We start from the raw sequence: 17,984 nt of genomic DNA on the forward strand, positions 1-17,984 counted from the left end.
ACGTCCCTCACCTCACCTCAGGTCACTGCGTCTGCGGGGCAGCCGCCTGCGCTCTGGCCCAGTGGCAGGCCACCTGGGCCTCGCCGCTGCCGTCGAGAACCGCCGGCTCCACCCCGCGGCAGGCGTCCGCGACGCCCGCTCGCTCGGCCTCGCCGCTCGCCAGCACCTGACAGCGGGCGTGGAAACGGCAGCCGGAGGGGATCCGGGAGGGGTCGGGCGGCTCGCCGCCCAGGACGACCGGATCTCCTGCGGCCTCGGGCAGGACGGAGAGCAGGGCGCGGGTGTACGGGTGCCGCGGTGCCGTCAGGACCTGCGCCACCTCCCCGCACTCCACGATCCGGCCCAGGTACATCACCGCCACCCGGTCGGCGATGTTCCAGGCCAGGCCCAGGTCATGGGTCACCACCAGCGCGGACAGGCCGAGCTCGGTCCGCAGCCGCAGCAGCAGCGCGAGGATCTCGCCGCGCACCGAGGCGTCCAGGGAGGCCACCGGCTCGTCGGCGACGAGTAGTTGCGGCTCCAGGACCAGCGCTCCCGCGATGACGACCCGCTGCCGCTGACCGCCGGACAACTCGTGCGGGTAGCGCAGGAAGAACCGCTCCGGCGGCCGCAGCCCGGCCCGGGCGAGGGCCTCGGCGACCGCCGCCCGCTCGTCACCGCCGTGTCCGTGGATGCGCAGCCCCTCGGCCACCGCGTCGTACACCGTGTGCCGCGGATTGAGCGAGCCGCTCGGGTCCTGCAGCACCAGCTGCACCCGCTTGCGATAGGCCTTGAGCGCGCGGGAGGAGTAGTCGAGCGGTACGCCGTCGAAGCCGATCTGCCCCTCGGTCGGCCGGACCAGGCCGAGCAGGGAGCGGGCCAGCGTCGTCTTGCCGCAGCCCGACTCGCCGACCAGGGCCACGATCTCGCCGGGCCGGATGGCGAGGTCCACCCCGTCCACGGCTCGGGCGGGCGGCGCGCCGTGCCGGCCCGGAAAGGTGATGTGGAGGCCCTCGGCACTCAGCAGCGGCGGGGTGGGTGTGGTCACGGGGTGCCGCTCCTCGGTTCCGGTTCCTCCTGCGCCGCCGCCCCTCCCGGACCGGCCCCGGCCGTCACATGCACACAGGCCGCCCTCCGGTCCGCCCCCGCCGGACGCAGCAACTGGTCCCGCGAGGCGCAGACGTCCAGCGCCACCGGACAGCGCGGATGGAACGCGCAGCCGGGCGGCAGCGCTGCCGGGTCCGGCGGATCGCCCGGCAACCCGCGCGGCGCGAACCGCGACCCCGGGTCGCCGATCCGGGGGAACGCCTCCGACAGGGCCTTGCCATAGGGGTGCCGGGCGTCCTCGTAGACCTGCCGGGCCGGGCCCTCCTCGACCACCCGGCCCGCGTACATCACCGCCAGCCGGTCGCAGGTGTCGGCCAGGACGGCCAGGTCATGGCTGATCATGATCAGGCCCAGGTCCTGCTCGCTCACCAGCCGTTGGATCAGGCGCAGGATCTGGGCCTGGATCATCACGTCCAGCGCCGTCGTCGGCTCGTCGGCGACGATCAAGCGCGGGTCGCAGGCCAGCGCCATGGCGATCATCACGCGCTGCCGCTGGCCGCCGGACAGCTCGTGCGGGTACGCACCCGTCCGGGCCGCCGGCAGTCCCACCTGCTCCAGCAGCTCACCGGCCTTCTTCCGGGCGCCCGCCGGGGTGGCACGGCGGTGCAGCAGGACCGGCTCGGCGATCTGGTCGCCGACCCGGTGCACCGGGTTGAGGGAGTGCATCGCGCCCTGGAAGACGATGGAGGCCCCGGCCCAGCGCACCGCCCGCACCCGGCCCCACTTCATTCTCAGCACGTCCTCGCCGTCGAGCAGGATCTCCCCGGTGACCCGGGTTCCCGACGGCAGCAGCCGCAGCAGCGCCAGCGCCAGTGTCGTCTTGCCGCAGCCGGACTCCCCGGCGATGCCGAGCTTCTCGCCCGCCGCGAGGGTGAGGCCGGCCCCGCGTACCGCGGCCGCTCCAGCGGGGTAGGTCACCTCCAGGTTCCTGACGTCGAGCAGGCTCAACGGGACACCCCCAGCCTGGGGTTGAGGACCGACTCCACCGCACGCCCGCACAGCGTGAACGCCAGCGCCACCACCGCGATGGCGATCCCCGGCGGCACCAGGTACCACCAGTCGCCCGAACTGACCGCTCCCGCCTCCCGCGCGTCCTGCAGCAGCCCGCCCCAGGAGACGACCGTCGGATCGCCGAGCCCGAGGAACGCCAGCGTCGCCTCGGCGAGGATCGCGGAGGAGATGATCAGCGTGGTCTGGGCGAGGACCAGCGGCATCACGTTGGGCAGCACATGGCGGGTCATGATGTGCCAGTGGCCGCCCCCCAGCGCCCTGGCCCGTTCGATGTACGGGCGTGACTCCACCGCCAGCGTCTGGGCGCGCACCAGTCGGGCGGTCGTCGGCCAGGTCGTGACACCGATCGCCAGGATGACCGTGCCGAGCGAGCGCGACATCACGGTGGCGAGCGCGATGGCGAGCACCAGCGTCGGCATGACCAGGAACCAGTCCGTGACCCGCATCATCACGGTGGCGTACCAGCCGCGGAAGTGTCCGGCGGTGACCCCGATCAGCGCCCCGATCGCCACCGACAGCACGGCCGCGAGCAGTCCGACGAGCAGCGAGACCCGTGAGCCCCAGATCACCAGACCGAGCAGACTGCGGCCGAACTGGTCCGTACCGAGCGGAAAGCGCGCGCTGGGGCTCTCCAGTGGCTTTCCGGGCGCCTCGGTCACGCTCTGCACGTCCGCCCCGACGGTCAGCGGCGCGGTCAGCGCGACCAGTGCGAACAGCACGAGGGCAGCGAGCCCGAGGAGCCCCGCACGGTGCGTCCGGTACTGCCGCCAGAAGCGGGCGGCCGAGGCGCGGCGGCGCTGCCGGGCGAGCGCACGCGGCCCCGGGCTCGTGGCGGTTTCGGCGGTCATCGGCCCACCCTCGGGTCGAGCAGCGGATAGAGGAGGTCGGCGAGGGTGTTCATCACGATCACCGCCGCCGCGAAGACGAAGAACAGGCCCTGCACGAGCGGCAGATCGGGCACGCTCAGCGCCTGGTAGAACAACCCGCCCAGACCGGGCCAGGAGAAGACGGTCTCGACGAGGATGACACCGGCGACGGTCCGGCCGAGGTTGACGAAGACCAGCGTGACGGTCGGCAGCAGCGCGTTCGGCACGGCGTGCCGGCGTCGGACGAGGTCGTCCCGGAGTCCCTTGGCGCGCGCGGTCGTCAGATAGTCGCTGCCCATCTCGTCCAGCAGCGCGGACCGGGTGACCAGCAGCGTCTGCCCGTACTCCACGGCGACCAGGGTGACCACCGGCAGGACGAGGTGGTGGGCGACGTCGACGACGTACGCCAGGCCCTCCTTGCCGCCCGACTCCATGCCACCGGTCGGGAACAGGCCCGGAACCGGCCCCACACCGACCGACAGCACGATGATCAGCAGCAGCCCGAGCCAGAACGACGGAATGGAGTAAAGAGTCAGCGCCAGACCGGTGTTGAGACGGTCGCCCGGCCCGCCGTGCCGCCAGGCGGAGCGGGTGCCGAGGTGGACGCCGAGAGCGGTGTAGAGGACGAAGGCCGTGCCGGTCAGCAGAAGGGTGTTCGGCAGCGCTTCCGTGATCTTGTCGATGACGGGCGCCCGGAACTGGTACGACGTCCCGAGGTCCCCGGTGAGCGCCTTGCCGCAGTAGTCCGTGAACTGCCGCCACACCGGCAGGTCGAGGCCGAACTCCCGCCGGTAGACGGCGATCTGCTGTGCGGAGACCGGACGGCCGCCGGTCATGAACTTCACCGGGTCGCCCGGGATCAGCCGGAACAGGAAGAAGCTGGTGACGAGCACGGCGAGCAGCGAGACGGCCGCACCGGCCAGCTTTCCCACCATGTACCTCGGATACACGGTGGCGGTGCGCGTCCGTGGCCCGCGGCCCGCCGCCGGCCCGGACTTCGCCGGGTCGGCGGCGGTACCCTCGACCAGCGCGGGTGTCGCTTCAGCGGTCATGCGTACTCACTCGGTCGGTAACCGGTCGGGCCGGCGACGGTCTGTTCGGTGCCATCGGCCTACTCGCGGTCCTCGGCCGTGGCCCGGCGGCGCATGGCGAGGAAGGTCACGAGGCCGACGAGGACGACGACGCCCGCGACGATCCCGATGATGACGCCGGTGGACGGGGAACTGCTGTCGTTCTCACCGGAGTTCGCCGGAACGGCGGACCACCAGCTCCAGTAGCCGTCCTGGCCGTAGATGTTGCCCGCCTTCGCCGGCATGGTGGTGATCGACTTGATCTGGTCCGTGCGGTAGGCCTCCACCGCGTTCGGATAGGCCATGACGTTCATGTACCCGAGGTCGTACAGCCGCGACTCCATCTGCTTGACGATGTCCGCCCGTTTGGCGGGGTCGTATTCGGCCAACTGCCGGGCGTAGAGCTCGTCGTAGGTCCTGTCGCAGATGAAGTTGTCCGTGGTGCCCGTGTCCTTGGGGGTCGCCGGGCGCGCGGCGCAGGTGTGGATGGACAGCACGAAGTCCGGGTCCGGGTTGACCGACCAGCCGTCGAAGGCGAGGTCGTAGTGGCCCGCGAGCCAGGGGTCCGTCACGTTGTCCAGGCAGTCGAGGGTGACCGAGATGCCGAGCTTGCCCCACCACTCCCGCAGGTACTTGCCGACCGCCTTGTCGTTGGGGTCGGTGGCGTGGCACAGGACCCGGTAGTTCAGCGGCTTGCCGGTCTTGCCGACGCGTTCTCCGTCGGCGTTCTTCCGGTAGCCCGCCTGGTCGAGGAGCTGGGCGGCCCTGGCCGGGTCGTACGCGAGCTGCCGGCCGGCCGACGGTTTCCAGAAGTACGCCGAGAAGCGGGGCGGGACGTACCCCTGGCCCTCGACCGCGTGGCCCTGGAAGACCTTGTCGATGATGGTCCGGCGGTCGACCGCCATGAACAGCGCGTGCCGTACCCGCTCGTCCAGCAGGGAGGGGTCGCCGTCGCCGATCTTCTTACCGTTCCTCGCCTGCGCCCCGGGGTTGGCGGCCAGGGCGTAGAAGCGGCGGCCCGGGGCGTCGTTGACGTGGATGTCCGGTTCGCCCTTGAGCGACGCGGCCTGCGCGGGCGTCAGCGACGGTGAGCCGGCGACGAAGGAGACCTCGCCCTTGCGCAGGGCGGCGACGGCCGCGTCCTGGTCCTTGTAGTACCGGAAGACCAGCTCGTCGAACTTCGGCGCCCCGCGCCAGAAGCTCCTGTTGGCCTTCAGGCGCACATAGCTGTCGGGCTTGTAGTCGGTGAGGACGAACGGCCCGTCACCGACGATCGGGAAGCTCTTGTCGTTGTTGAACTTCGAGAAGTCCCCGACCTTCTCCCAGATGTGCCGGGGCACGATCGGCACGTCCAGCGCGGTCATCGTGGCCTGCGGCTTCTTCAGCTGGATCACCAGCCGGGTGGAGCTGGGCGCGGTGACCTTCCGGAAGTTGGTGACGAAGCTGCCGTTGGCGGTGGCGGCGCCCTCGTCGGTCATCATCTTGTTGAACGTCCATGCCGCGTCCTCGGCGGTGACCTGCTGTCCGTCCGACCACCTGGAGCCGGTGCGGATCGTGTACGTCCAGGTCAGTTTGTCCGGGGACGGCTCCCACTTGGTGGCCAGACCCGGAATGACATGGGCGTCCTTCGGGTCGTAGTTCGTCAGGTACTCGTACATGAGCCGGTGGATGCTCGTGCTGAGCAGGCGGGTCGCCAGGAACGGGCTGAGCGAGTCGACGCTCTGCGCGACCGCGACGGTGAGGACCTTGCCGCTCTGCTTGCCCTCGGCGGCCTGCGCCCGCGGTGACGCCGGGGTCAGTGGGGTCGCGAGCCCCGCCGTCAGGACCAAGGCCGCGGCGCCTGCGGCGGTCAGGAGCCGTGTTCTGTGGAAGTGGGGGCCGCTGCGTCCTGTGCCGTGCTGATCGTGTGTGTCCATGGCTCGGTGACCTCGCGTCATCACACGCAGGACGGTTTGCGCTCCTGCGCAACTGGCTTGAACGGGCTTGATCGGGTGGCGCCGGCGGGATGGAAGTGAGTGTCTATCAGCGGCAGTCTGCACGCGTCAACGGTCCGTCAAACCCCATGTGGCCTGCGGAAATAACGAGTTGACCGCGATCTCGCCCTCATTGGTCGAGACCACTGACGCCCTCCTGGTGAGGGCGTGACGGCGGAATTCCACCGGTTCTGGATGCGAACGCGCGAAGGCCCGCGCCGTGGGTGACGGCGCGGGCCCGGGGTGGGAGAGAGCGGCGGCCCCTGGGCGGGGCCGCGGCTCACTGCTGCGGTGGTGCGGGCGGAGGCGGGGTCTGCGGGACCTGCCCCTGCGGCTGCTGCGGAAGGGGCTGGCCGGGCTGCGGTTGCGGCTGGCCCGGGTGCTGCGGGGGTGCGAACTGTCCCGGCTGTACGGGCTGCCCCGGCTGTCCCGGCTGCCCGGGGTGTCCGGGCTGTTGCGGGTAGGGCTGGGCGGGCTGCTGCGGGGGTGCGAACGGGCCGGGCTGGACACCCGCGACGGGAGGCTGGCCGGGGTACGGCCGGCCGTCCGGGTGGGGCCGGCCGCCCGGGTGGGCTTGTCCGGGCTGCGGCGGGTACGGCTGGCCAGGTTGCTGCCCCGGGTGCTGGGGCGCGAACTGGCCCGGCCCGGGCTGGCCCGGCTGCGGTTGGCCCGGCTGTCCGGGGAAAGGCTGTCCGGGCATGGGGTGGCCCGGCCGGCCGGGGAACGACTGGACGGGCTGCCCCGGCATCGGGGGAGCCGCGACCGGTGGCGGGTTGCCGTCCGAGGTCCACAGCCCGTGCGACTGCTGGTGCCGGACGAAGTCCTCGGCGACCATCGCCGCGAGGTTGAAGTACGCCTCCCGCACCTTCGGCCGCATCATGTCGAGGTCGACCTCGGCACCGGCGGCCAGGTGCTCGTCGAAGGGCACCACGACGACGCCCCGGCACCGCGTCTCGAAGTGCGCCACGATGTCCTCGACCTTGATCATCTTGCCGGTCTCGCGCACACCCGAGATGACCGTGAGGGACCGTGCGACGAGGTCCGCGTACCCGTGTGCCGACAGCCAGTCCAGCGTCGTACTGGCGCTGCTCGCACCGTCCACGGACGGCGTGGAGATGATGATGAGCTGGTCGGCGAGGTCGAGCACGCCGCGCATGGCGCTGTAGAGCAGGCCGGTGCCCGAGTCGGTGAGGATGATCGGGTACTGCCTGCCCAGCACGTCGATCGCGCGCCGGTAGTCCTCGTCGTTGAAGGTCGTGGACACGGCCGGGTCGACGTCGTTGGCGATGATCTCCAGGCCGGAGGATGCCTGCGAGGTGAACCGCCGGATGTCCATGTACGAGTTGAGGAACGGGATCGCCTGGACCAGGTCCCGGATGGTGGCCCCGGTCTCGCGGCGCACGCGGCGGCCGAGCGTACCGGCGTCCGGGTTGGCGTCGATGGCGAGGATCTTGTCCTGCCGTTCGGTGGCCAGGGTGGAGCCGAGCGCGGTGGTCGTGGTGGTCTTGCCGACGCCGCCCTTGAGGCTGATCACGGCGATCCGGTAGCAGGAGAGCACCGGCGTGCGGATCAGCTCCAGCTTCCGCTGCCGCTCGGCCTCCTCCTTCTTTCCGCCGAGCCTGAAGCGCGACGCGGCCGCGGCCGGCCGCACGCTGCGGGCCTTCTGCTTCTTGTTGTTGAGCAGCCGGTCGGAGGACAGCTCCACGGCCGCGGTGTAACCGAGCGGCGCGGCACCGGGGTTGGTGGGCTGCCGCTGGTCGTGCTGTATGGGCTGCGGCCAGGCGGCACCGAGCCGGGGGTCGACGGGCTGCTGCACCGCACCTGCCTGCCCCTGCGGCTGACCGGGCTGAGCCGGTTGACCGTGCCGGTCCGGCTGGGCGGGCGGCTGGGGGAAGCCGTATCCGCCCTGGGCGTTGGGCGCGTGGGCGGCCTGGGGCGCGGGCTGTCCCGGCTGCGCACCCGGCTGCGGAAAGCCGTAACCGCTCTGGGCGTTTGGCGCGGGCTGGCCCGTCTGTCCCGGCTGGCCCGGGTGGTCGGGCGGCTGGGGGAAGCCGTAGCCGCCCTGCGCCGGGTTGGGAGCCGTCGGTTGAGGTGCCGCGGGCGCGGGCGCGGGCGCGGTCCCGTCGGCGGGCGGCGGGAAGCCGTAACCGGTCGGAGGCGCCGGGGGAGTCGGTGCCGGTCCCTGCTGCACCGGGTCGGCCGGCGCGTTCCAGGCCTGGGGCGCGGGCCGGGGCGCCTGCGGCTGGAAGAACGGCTGCTGCGGCGGCACGGGCTGCTGGGCCGGAGCGCCGAATGGCGGCTGGGCCGTGGCTCCGAACGGCGGCTGGGCCGGGGCAGCGACGGGCGGCTGCGGCGGCACGGGCGGTTGGGGCGCCTGCGGGGCTGCCGGGGCGGCTGCCTGCGGCTGGGGCATCGGATGCGGATGCGGCTGCGGCTGGGGCTGCTGGGCGGGCCAGTGGGCCGCGGGGGCCGGGGCGGCGGGCTGGTAGGACGGCGGCAGCGGCGGCACCGCGCTCTGCGGGGCCGGAGGGGGAGTCCATGAGGGCGGCGCGTCCTGGACGTCGCCGCCGACTGCCCCCTCGGTTTGACCGGCATCCTGCGGTATGGCGTCCGACACGGCGTCGGCCGCGGCCTGCCCCGCCTCCTGGGGAACGGCGTCCGACACCTCGTCGGAGGTGTGGGCTCCCGCGGGCACGGCATCCCGGACGTCGTCGTCCCCGCCGGACTGCGTGCTCGCGGCCTCGGCGTCGGCGCCGTCCTGCGCCTCGGCGTCGGCGCGCTCCTGCTCAGCAGGACGCGAGTCGCCGGAGCCGTCGTTCACACCACCGGCGGAGGAAGCGTCTGCGTCGGCGCCTGCGCCCGCGGGCAGCGCGTCAGCACCGTCGGGAGCCTCGGACTCGGCTCCGGTCACGGCACCGGACATGCCCGCGGACTCGGCTCCGGTCACGGCACCGGACATGCCCGCGGACTCGGCTCCGGTCACGGCACCGGACATGCCCGCGGACTCGGCTCCGGAGGCGGCACCGTCCTCGGCGACCGCCTGCGCCGCGTCGGACGCCGAGGACTCCTCGCTCTTCGGCGCTTCGTTGTCGGTCGGAACAGCGTCGGCGGACGGGTCCGCCTGCTCCGCCGCACCGGCCGCGGGCTCTGTCCCACTCCCGTCGCCCACCCCGGCACCGTCGTTGTCCGCGCCCTCGCCGACACCACTGCCGGCCGCGTCCGCACCGTCGGCGGCACCCGCCGCCTCCCGGCCCTCGCCGGCCTGCTCGGCCGTGTGGTCACCGGGAGCGCCACCGGCAAAGGCCTCGGCGCTCTCGGCCGGCTCCGAGCCGTCCTCGGCCGCGGCCGCCCGCTCAGCGATCTCCCGCTTGAGGGCGGTCGCGGAGATCCGCATCGTGGCACCGCTCACGAGGTCACCGTTCCCGGTGGCCTCCTCCTCGTGCGGCACGGGGGAGACGGCAGGCGTCGGCGCCCAGGCGGCCTGGAAGCCGCTGCCGGGCGGCAGGTCCGGAACGTCGACCGGGGGCCCGACCGGCGGGGGAGGGCTCGCGGGCATGGCCGGCGGGTTGGGGCCGGCGGGCATGGCGGGCGCCTGCGAGGCCTCGCCGGACGGGCCCGGCGCACCCGGTGCCCCCGGCGTGCCGGGAGTGCCCGACGCGTTCTGCGTGTACCAGGCAGGGGGCGCGTAGTCGATGGTGAACTCGCCCGTCGTCTCGAAGGCGGACTCCGCGTCGGACTGGTCATCGCCGGGTGTGGCCCAGCCCCCGCGGATCCCGTCCCGATCGCTGTTCACAGTTCCTCCTGGTGTGGTCGAGCACCCTCATGCCGTGCTGGGGCGACCCTTGATGTCGTACGGGGTCGGTCGGAATCGGTCGGCAGGCGACCCGAACCGATCCGGCCCGCCCAACTCTCCCCCGGGCCGCCGACGGCCCGGCCGCGGGTTCTGATGTGGCGCCCGGTCCCAGCCTAATCACCACGGGCACGCCTGTGGCAGGCCCGTCCAGCCCTCCGCGCCCGACCACCACGTCACATCCGGCCCCCAACTCCCGGTTAACCGTGCCGAGTAACGGGCCAAACCGGACGATAAGCCGTCGGACGGCCGATCGTTACCGCGCCGACACGGGGTCAGGAAGGGCCGCACCAAGCGGTCGAACCGGTCACAACCACCCAATGCCGGTCAACAGCAGGCCTGTTCAGTCCATCCGGCGCGGGGTACCCAACAATCCGATCTCGGCGTCGGTGGGCTGCGTCATCACGTACTGCCGGTCGCGGTCGGCGCACCAGAGCGTGACACCGTCGGCAAGCGTGGGCAGGGACTCGACATCCGCCCGCGGCAGCGCCATCGTGCGGCCCAGATCGGCCGCCTCCTGCGGCGAGATCCGCTGGACACCGACGAGCCGCGCCTGCCGTATCAGCCGAGGTGCCACCGGGCTGAGATACGGCAGCAGGGTCACCACCGCCTGCCAGGGCCCCGAGACCACCCGCCCCCGAGGGGGCCGCATGCCGCAGTCCCGCACCACCAGAACCGGCGTACCGGCCGAGGCGCCCTGCGGCGGTACCCGGCCGACGTCGTACACCGCCAGGCCGTTCTGCCCGCCGCCCATGGCGTGCACCATCTGCATCCAGGCCTGCGCCCGGCCCGTCTCCACGGCGACACGCGCCCCGGTCGCCGCCGCCCTCAGCGCGAGGACCTGCGCCGTCCACAGGCCGCCGATGAGGACCACGTCGTACGGCGTCGGACGGTTGAGCCCCAGGACCGCGGGCTGTCCCTCGGCGTCCACGCCGACCACGACGCCGTCGTCCCCGATGGGCAGCGCGAGCGCGTCCACCTGCTCCGCGGACAGCGCGTGCCGTCCGTGCCGCGGTCCGATCAGCCCGAGGCCGCTGCGCAGCCGCCCCCGCACCCGCTCGCCGACGGAGCGCGCAGCCGCACCCGTCTGGTCGGCCGTCTGTGTGGTCATGGCGGTCACCGGACACCTCCGAGGGGCAGCGTGGCCAGCATTCCGGGCACCTGCTCCCGGTCGAGACGGGCCAGTCCCGCGCCCGCCTGCCGGGCTGCGTCCTCCAACGCGCGCCGGGCCGCGACCAGTTCCTCGTCACTGCGCCCGGTCACCCGTACGTGCCCGCACAGGGCCGTCTCCTGCCGCTCGCCGCGCCCCAGCGTGAGACTGAAGGTCGTGGCGAGCGCCGGCACGGCGGTGAGCAGGGCCACGAGCTGCGGCAGGGACGGTCCGCGGCCGCCCAGCTGGGGCCAGCGGCGCACCCAGTAGGTGGTGTGCCTGCGGTTGTCGCAGCGCCAGCTGCGGCCGGACTCCTCGGTCCGCCGCTCCCGCGCCTCGGTCCGCCCGGCCTCCGCCGTCACCAGCGGGTTGGCGCACGCGGAAGTCGCGATGGCCGCGATCAGCTCCTCCTCGTTGAGGACGGTCGTACGGAATCCCGCACCCGTCAGCCGGCTGGCGAGATGGTCGGCGACCCGGGCCAGACACTTCTGCGCGCCCAGCAGCCCACCCCCGCGCGCGGCCACGGCCTCCTGACACAGCTCGGGGTCCAGCTTCAGCGCGATCCACGTGATGCGCACCGCGGGGGCGCCGGTCTGCTCCTGCAGCGGCGCATAGTTGGTCACGGCCACCGAGTGCTGCGGCAGGTGCAGCGCGGGCGCAGGCTGCGTGTGCAGCACGATCTGCGCCGACTCCAGCCGGATCCCGTCCACCTCCAGCGCGTCCCGCACCAGCCCGACCGGCAGCGGCTGCCGTCCCCGCTCGGCGCGCAGCGCCGTCACATCGGCCTCCACCTGCACCACGGCACTGACGAAGGTCCCGTCCCCGACCATCCCGACCGGCCGCCGGTCCCGGCCGCCGTAGGAGTACGTACGCAGGCTGGGGTCGCATTCGACGGCGGGAGCCAGCCCCGGCTCGGTGCCCGGCGGCACGGGTGTGCCGGCCGCCCGTCGCTGCCGCAACCGCAGGGCCCGTGCCGTGGCCAGCCACTCGGGCAGGGAACGGCCGCGGCGCCGGACGAACGCCAGCAGGAGGAGCGAGGCGGCGACGACGGCCGCCGGTACCAGAGCGGCGGTCCCGATCGCCCAGCCGACCAGCAGCACCGCGGCCGCCAGTTCCACCAGGACGAGCCGTTGCAGCCGGAACGCCCCGCCCGGCCCCTGACGCGCCCTCAGATGCGGTGCGACCACCACCTGCTCCTGGGCGCCCCTGGTGACCGGCCGCTCCGCCTCTCGCGCGGCGGGCGCGGACCCGCCCCGCGCCCGCACCCGGTCACGCGACCGGGTCCGCGTCCCCGAAGCCATCACTGCGTCCCCCCGCTTTGCTCACAACTCACCGCTATTCCAGCACCACACAGGGCCCTTGAGGGCGCAGGTACCCTACCCGGTCCACAAGTCCCCGCGGATACCAGGCATAGTAGGGGCCCGGTCCGACAACGGGGGGCGGGGGACAGCGGGCCCCCGAGCGCCGCCCAGGCGAAACACGGGGAGAGACAGGCACAGATGGCATCTCGGCGGGACCAGCTCAACGCCTACACCTTTGCGAAGCGCCGCATGCTCGCGTCCTTCGTCCAGTCGTCCCCCGGCGGCTCGGAGGAAGGGGCACCGCGACCGCTGCGCGGGGTGCTGCCCGGCGTGCTCACGGGCGTGGTCGTCATGGCCGTCTTCGGGGCCTGGGGCATGTTCAGGCCCACCGCACCGCAGGGCTGGGACACACCCAACGACAAGGTGATCATCGCCAGCAAGTCGACCACTCGGTACGTCGTCCTGAAGACAGACGGCAAGGTCCAGCTGCACCCGGTCCTGAACATGGCCTCCGCCAAGCTCCTCCTCGACCCCGGGCAGGGCGAGGTCGTCACCGTTGCCGAGTCCGTCCTGGACAGCGGCAAGATCCCGCACGGCGTCACCATCGGAATTCCGTACGCTCCCGACCGCCTCCCCTCGGACCAGGAGGCCGGCGCCGCCAAGCAGTGGGCGGTGTGCGAGCGTCCGAGCGCGGGCGGCCGCTCCATCCAGAAGGCCGCACTGGTCCTCGCCAACCGCGACATGAAGAAGACCGAGGGCAGGCAACGGCTGAGCGGCGGTGAGTTGCTCTATGTCGTGGATCCGGACAAGAACCGCTACGTCGTGGACGCGAGCGGCACGGCCTACGCGGTGGAGGCGAACAACGAACTGCTGCTGCGCACCGTCGTCGGCTCGGGGCGCGAGCCGGAGCGGGTGTCCAAGGAGTGGCTCACCACCCTGCACCAGGGCGACGAGATCAGGTTCCCGACGGTCGACGGCGTCCCGGGCGAGCCCGCACACGCCCCCGGCCAGCTGGACGACTCGGTCAACAGGGTGGGCATGGTCCTCAGGGCCCCCGACGCGGACAAGGAGCGGTACTACGTGGTGCTGCCGCACCGGGTGGCGCCCGTCTCCGACTTCGTCGCCCAACTGCTGCTGTTCAGCAAGGACCTGGCCCGGCTCGGCCAGGCCGGCCACGCCCGTGAGATCAGCGCGGGAGCGCTGAACAACCCTGACCAGCCCTTCGGGGCCAGGTACAAGTGGCCTACCGCCGCCCCCGTCGCCGTCAACGACGCGTCGGACGCCACCGGCAGCCGCAGCACCGTCTGCAACGTCCTGCTGGGCGTCTCCGGCAACGGCGACACCACCCTCGCGACCTGGGCGGGCACCGACTTCCCCGCGCCGCTCCCCATCGGCTCCTCCAGCGCCTACGTCACGCCCGGCTCGGGCCAGCTCTACCGTCAGTTCCAGGGAGGCGCCACCAAGGTGGGCCCCGTCTTCCTGGTCACCGACACGGGCCTGCGCTACGTCCTGCAGTCCAACTCGGACAGCGCCACCAACGACGCGGGCATCGGCATGACGGCCAAGGAACGCAAGGAACTGGCCCAGGAGGCCCAGCAGGCCCAGACCCGGCTCGGCTACGCCAACGTGACTCCGGCGCCCATTCCCGCCCCCTGGTCCGAGTTCCTCCCCACCGGCCCCCGGCTGTCGACGGCAGCGGCGCGCCAGCCGCAGGGCTCGTAGGAGGAAGGCGAAGAGCATGCCGCACGCGCCCACCTCCCCCCTCCTTCGCACCGCGACCGTCACGGCCGCGACCCTGGTCGCCACGGTCGCCGCTCTGACGCCTCCCGCGGCGGCCGACGACTCGTTCACCGACCAGTGCACGTTTCCCAGCAAGCAGGTCTACTCCGGCCGCCCATGGTCCCTGCAGCGCGTCAACCTGGACGAGCTGTGGAGTCGGTCCAAGGGCAAGGGCGTCCGCGTTGCGGTGATCGACACCGGCGTGGACGTGAAGAACCGGCAACTCACCGACGCGGTGGACGCGAAGAGCGGAAAGAACTTCCTGCCGCCCAAGGACGCCAAGGGCAAGAAGATCGACGGCAGCGACGCCCCTGCCACGACGGACACCGTCGGCCACGGCACCAAGGTGGCCGGCATCATCGCCGCCCGCCCCATGAAGGGCAGCGGATTCGTCGGGCTGGCCCCCGAGGCCACGATCATCCCGATCAAGCAGAACGACGCCGAGGGCCACGGCACCGCGCAGCGGCTGGCCGACGCGATCCAGTACGCCGTACGCGCGGGAGCCGACGTCATCAACATCTCCCAGGACACGTCCAACGCGGTCGAGCCGGCCCCCTCGCTCGAGCAGGCGATCGACCTGGCCCTGGCGAAGGGCATCGTGGTGGTGGCGTCCGCGGGCAACGACGGTGTCGACGGCAACGTCAAGAAGACGTACCCCGCTTCCTTCGCCGGAGTCCTCGCCGTGGCGGCCTCCGACCGCAACAACGAGCGCGCGTCCTTCTCCCAGTCGGGCGACTTCGTCGGCGTGGCCGCCCCGGGCGTCGACATGGTCTCGACCGTGCCGCAGGGCGGCCACTGCGTGGACAACGGCACCAGTTTCTCGGCGCCGTACGTGGCGGGCGTGGCGGCCCTCGTCAAGGCCAAGCACCCGAAGTGGACCGCGCGCGAGGTCGTCGCCCAGATCGAGCAGACCGCGGAGCGGACCATCGCCGGGCACGACCGTCTCGTCGGCTGGGGCGTGGTGGACCCGGTACGGGCACTGACGGAGGACGACCACCCCCTCGAGAGCCCCAACCCGCAGGACGGCCTCACCCGGGCCGAAGCCCCCACCCCCGCCAGACTCCAACTCGGCGAAACCCCCGACGAACGCAACGCCCGCCTCGCCACCTACGCGACCGTGGGCGCCGCGGTCCTGGTGGCCGGCCTCGGCGGCACGGCGGTGGCGATGCGGGACGCGCGGCGCAGGGCGCGGAAGGTTGCCGGAGCGGAGTGAGGCGTCCCACGGGGCCGGCCGTGTGCAATAGCGGCACAGCAACGTCTGGTGCTCACGCGGTCTGAGTACGCGTACTCATCCCCCGCGAGCAGGCCCCGCCTAGGCTCGGATCACGCTGCCGCCACCGGTGATCACGGGGCGGCCGTGAGGGGCGCGTGAAGCTTGGCGAAGTGATGACACACCTGTTGCATATGGCAGTTGGGACTGTCATGGGGAGTGGCTAGAGTGATCGTGTTGCGAACATGAACGCTTGAAAGGCGCAGTGCCGTTGCCCCGGAACGGGCGACGAAGAACGGGGAGGGGAGGCGTCGTGCTTCCTGCGGACATGACGGGCGGGGTGTCGCCGGAGGCCGCCGCGGACCTCAAGGTCGGCGCCGGTGTGCTGATGACGTTCAAGCAGCGCATCGACAAGCTGCTGTCCGACTTCGAGGAATCGGCCGGAGGCCCGTCCAAGGTGGGCGAGCACCGCGTCTCCCGGACCTCCCTGAGCGGCCACGGCACCTTCCACGAGGCGGACGCCCTCTTCAGCGAGTACGAGCGCGTACACCAGGAGATCACACAGCTCTCCAAGAGGCTGGGACTGCAGATCGAGGCCATGGGCATCGCAACCCAGGGCGCCCAGAACGGCTTCGACAGCCTCGACGACGACCAGCGACGCCGTTTCTGGCAGATCCAGATCGAAATCGACCGCCAGCACGACGAAGCAGAGCGCAAGAAGTCCGGTGAGGCCCAGAAGCAGCAGAAGGACGCCAAGAAGTCCACGAAGGGATACCAGTAGTGAGCGGGGACGACAAGGCGCCGAAGCAACTGACCGACCAGCAGCGCGTCGACGCCCAGGTCGGTCAGGTCGACGCGCTCACTCAGGCGACCGAGGTGATGCATGACGCGTTCGGGCTCAAGCGTACGCGCGTCCTCTACTTCGGCCAGGTCACGGATTTCGAGGAGCACCGGCTCAACGACATGATCGACTTGGTCGAGCACGCCAACCCCGCCGACCTGGAGCACGCCGGTGCGACGCTGGCGAAGGCGAGCGCTGCGATCAAGGCGGCCGCCGAGGAGCTCAGAGGGCATCTGAAGCACGCGGGTGAGGACTGGAAGGGCGAGGCCGGCACCGCTTTCCAGAAATGGGGAGAGAAACTCGCCACGCACACCGAAGACCTGGCCACCTACGCCGACGGCGCCGGAGTGCAGGTCACGGCCGCCGCGACAGGCCTCGCGTCCGTGCGCAAGTCCATGCCGCCGCGTGACACCCGCCCCGACGCAGACCAGAAGAGCCCGGGCCAACTGCCCGCCCCCAAACAGGTCGCGGGCAACAAGGAGTACGCCGAGGCGGTCCGGGTCGAGAAGGACCGCCAAGAGGCGATCAACCAGATGAATCGTCTGGCCTCCTTCTACTCGGTCTCCGGCGAGCGGCTGCAGAGCGCGCAACCGCCGGTTTTCGAGGCGATGCCGAGTGTGGGAATGCCCCCTCCTCCCCGGAACTACGAGGAGGCTGCACGCGGTGGAGCCGTTGGTTCCACCGCGGTTCCGGACCACCGTGCCGTCACGAGCGCACATGAGAACCGTCATGTCGCCGTTTCCGGCGGCCATTTCGGTAACGACGTTCTGCCCGGTGCACATCCGGCTGCGGACACGGGCGTCGCGCGGCACGCACCCGCTGTCGGTACGGAGATCAACACCGTCGGCACGCTGCCGCCGGAGACCGTCAATCCGGTACCCGTGACTCCACCGACGGCTCCCGGCCCGGCCCCCCACGGACCGTCTGCGGGACCATTCCCGCCCCTGGGGACAGGGGTGGTACCTCCCGTCTTCGGCGGGCCGGCAGGGCGCCCGGTCGGGACGGCCGGCCCCAGGGCACCCATATCGACTCGGGGACGGGTCACCGCTGCGGAGGGCCCCACTGCGGGCGGACGTGGAGGCCGAGGTCCGGTGGGGCCGGTGGGCCGCGCTTCGACGGTCGCCGAACCGGGCGCCCGTGGGCCTGCCGCGGCGACGGGCAGGTCACTCATGGGACGGGGTGTCACCGGAGGCATGCCGAGGGCCACCGACGTGGCGAGTCCGCGCACCGGCGCAGTGCCCGGCGGGCGAGTGAACGGTGTGCCCGGTCAGCCCGGGGTGCGGACCGGCCCCGGTGCCACGGGCGCCGCGCGCACCGGCGGTGTGGTCGGGGGCAGGCCCAGCGCGGAAGCCGGTCCGAGTGCCAAGGGGGCCAGGGTTCCGCGTGGCACGGTCATCGGTGGTGAAGACGCGCCGGGCGCCCGCGCGGCCGGTGAAAGGCCGGGGCAGCGCGGAGTGATCGGCACGAACACCCCGGCGGCGGGCGCGGGCCGGGGACAGGCTGCACGTCGTGCTCCGAGCACTGCGGACCGTGCGGGCGGCGCGCCCACCAGCCGGGTAGGCGCCGGCGGCGACGGAGCGACGTCGGGAAGCTCTGGCCTGACACGTGGCTCCGTGGGGGAGCACGGCCCCGAGCGTGCCGTGGAACGGCAAGCAGGGCGCCCGCGCAACTCCGCCGAGGACAAGAAGCGCTCGCGCCGTGACGCGCGGCGTGGCGACGCGCCGTCGACGACCGACTGACCGAAACGAGCTAGGACGTACAGAAGCATGAAGCCAGGCAGTGGTGGACGCCGCATGAGCGCTGCGTTGCTTGCGGGGCGTGCCCCGAGACGGGTCACAACCGTGGGC

At 72.4% G+C, this 17,984-nt stretch carries 12 protein-coding genes; 4 read left to right on the forward strand and 8 right to left on the reverse strand.

The window, feature by feature from the left end:
- Window positions 1-22: 22 nt before the first annotated feature.
- From AB0A61_RS36000 to eccE, 8 genes are all read right to left on the reverse strand, one after another.
- Window positions 23-1,027: an ABC transporter ATP-binding protein gene (locus tag AB0A61_RS36000; protein WP_361302183.1), complete on the reverse strand. Its 1,005-nt coding sequence runs from the start codon at window positions 1,025-1,027 to the stop codon at window positions 23-25.
- The gene (locus AB0A61_RS36005) at window positions 1,024-2,034 is read right to left on the reverse strand and encodes an ABC transporter ATP-binding protein (protein ID WP_361302186.1); all 1,011 of its coding nucleotides are present in this window, start codon (window positions 2,032-2,034) and stop codon (window positions 1,024-1,026) included. Before AB0A61_RS36005 ends, AB0A61_RS36000 begins: the two co-directional genes overlap by 4 nt.
- Window positions 2,031-2,945: an ABC transporter permease gene (locus AB0A61_RS36010; RefSeq protein WP_361302189.1), complete on the reverse strand. Its 915-nt coding sequence runs from the start codon at window positions 2,943-2,945 to the stop codon at window positions 2,031-2,033. Before AB0A61_RS36010 ends, AB0A61_RS36005 begins: the two co-directional genes overlap by 4 nt.
- A complete protein-coding gene (locus tag AB0A61_RS36015; protein ID WP_361302192.1) occupies window positions 2,942-4,015 on the reverse strand; it encodes an ABC transporter permease in 1,074 nt (357 codons plus the stop codon). The genes AB0A61_RS36010 and AB0A61_RS36015 overlap by 4 nt, the downstream gene beginning before the upstream one ends.
- Window positions 4,016-4,074: 59 nt before the next feature.
- Window positions 4,075-5,949: an ABC transporter substrate-binding protein gene (locus tag AB0A61_RS36020; RefSeq protein WP_361302194.1), complete on the reverse strand. Its 1,875-nt coding sequence runs from the start codon at window positions 5,947-5,949 to the stop codon at window positions 4,075-4,077.
- A 337-nt stretch (window positions 5,950-6,286) separates the two neighbouring features.
- A complete protein-coding gene (locus tag AB0A61_RS36025; protein WP_361302197.1) occupies window positions 6,287-9,799 on the reverse strand; it encodes an SCO5717 family growth-regulating ATPase in 3,513 nt (1,170 codons plus the stop codon).
- Window positions 9,800-10,199: 400 nt separating this feature from the next.
- Complete coding sequence (locus AB0A61_RS36030; protein WP_361302200.1) at window positions 10,200-10,967, reverse strand: hypothetical protein; 768 nt, start codon at window positions 10,965-10,967, stop codon at window positions 10,200-10,202.
- Between the two features lie 5 nt (window positions 10,968-10,972).
- Complete coding sequence (gene eccE / locus AB0A61_RS36035) at window positions 10,973-12,307, reverse strand: type VII secretion protein EccE (RefSeq protein ID WP_361302203.1); 1,335 nt, start codon at window positions 12,305-12,307, stop codon at window positions 10,973-10,975.
- A gap of 198 nt (window positions 12,308-12,505) precedes the next feature.
- On the opposite strand from eccE, the gene eccB reads away from it, so the two are divergent.
- The 4 genes from eccB to AB0A61_RS36055 all read left to right on the forward strand — a co-directional run bounded on the left by eccB (window position 12,506) and on the right by AB0A61_RS36055 (window position 17,876).
- Entirely contained in the window at window positions 12,506-14,029 is a 1,524-nt protein-coding gene (eccB, locus tag AB0A61_RS36040; RefSeq protein ID WP_361302206.1) for a type VII secretion protein EccB, read from the forward strand.
- Between the two features lie 16 nt (window positions 14,030-14,045).
- The gene (gene mycP / locus AB0A61_RS36045; protein ID WP_361302209.1) at window positions 14,046-15,299 is read left to right on the forward strand and encodes a type VII secretion-associated serine protease mycosin; all 1,254 of its coding nucleotides are present in this window, start codon (window positions 14,046-14,048) and stop codon (window positions 15,297-15,299) included.
- Window positions 15,300-15,609: 310 nt separating this feature from the next.
- The gene (locus AB0A61_RS36050; protein WP_361302212.1) at window positions 15,610-16,077 is read left to right on the forward strand and encodes a hypothetical protein; all 468 of its coding nucleotides are present in this window, start codon (window positions 15,610-15,612) and stop codon (window positions 16,075-16,077) included.
- Complete coding sequence (locus AB0A61_RS36055) at window positions 16,077-17,876, forward strand: WXG100 family type VII secretion target (protein WP_361302215.1); 1,800 nt, start codon at window positions 16,077-16,079, stop codon at window positions 17,874-17,876. The genes AB0A61_RS36050 and AB0A61_RS36055 overlap by 1 nt, the downstream gene beginning before the upstream one ends.
- The last annotated feature ends 108 nt before the right edge of the window (window positions 17,877-17,984 follow it).

Origin of the sequence: Streptomyces sp. NPDC046197, from assembly GCF_040646295.1 — a bacterium.
In the GTDB taxonomy this organism is placed as follows: Bacteria; Actinomycetota; Actinomycetes; order Streptomycetales; family Streptomycetaceae; genus Streptomyces.

What these genes read in the sequence shown, in the direction of transcription:
- AB0A61_RS36010 (WP_361302189.1), bottom strand. Translation starts at nt 2,945, where the DNA reads ATGACCGCCGAAACCGCCACGAGCCCGGGGCCGCGTGCGCTCGCCCGG.
- AB0A61_RS36015 (WP_361302192.1), bottom strand. Translation starts at nt 4,015, where the DNA reads ATGACCGCTGAAGCGACACCCGCGCTGGTCGAGGGTACCGCCGCCGAC.
- AB0A61_RS36020 (WP_361302194.1), bottom strand. Translation starts at nt 5,949, where the DNA reads ATGGACACACACGATCAGCACGGCACAGGACGCAGCGGCCCCCACTTC.
- AB0A61_RS36030 (WP_361302200.1), bottom strand. Translation starts at nt 10,967, where the DNA reads ATGACCACACAGACGGCCGACCAGACGGGTGCGGCTGCGCGCTCCGTC.
- eccE (WP_361302203.1), bottom strand. Translation starts at nt 12,307, where the DNA reads ATGGCTTCGGGGACGCGGACCCGGTCGCGTGACCGGGTGCGGGCGCGG.
- eccB (WP_361302206.1), top strand. Translation starts at nt 12,506, where the DNA reads ATGGCATCTCGGCGGGACCAGCTCAACGCCTACACCTTTGCGAAGCGC.
- mycP (WP_361302209.1), top strand. Translation starts at nt 14,046, where the DNA reads ATGCCGCACGCGCCCACCTCCCCCCTCCTTCGCACCGCGACCGTCACG.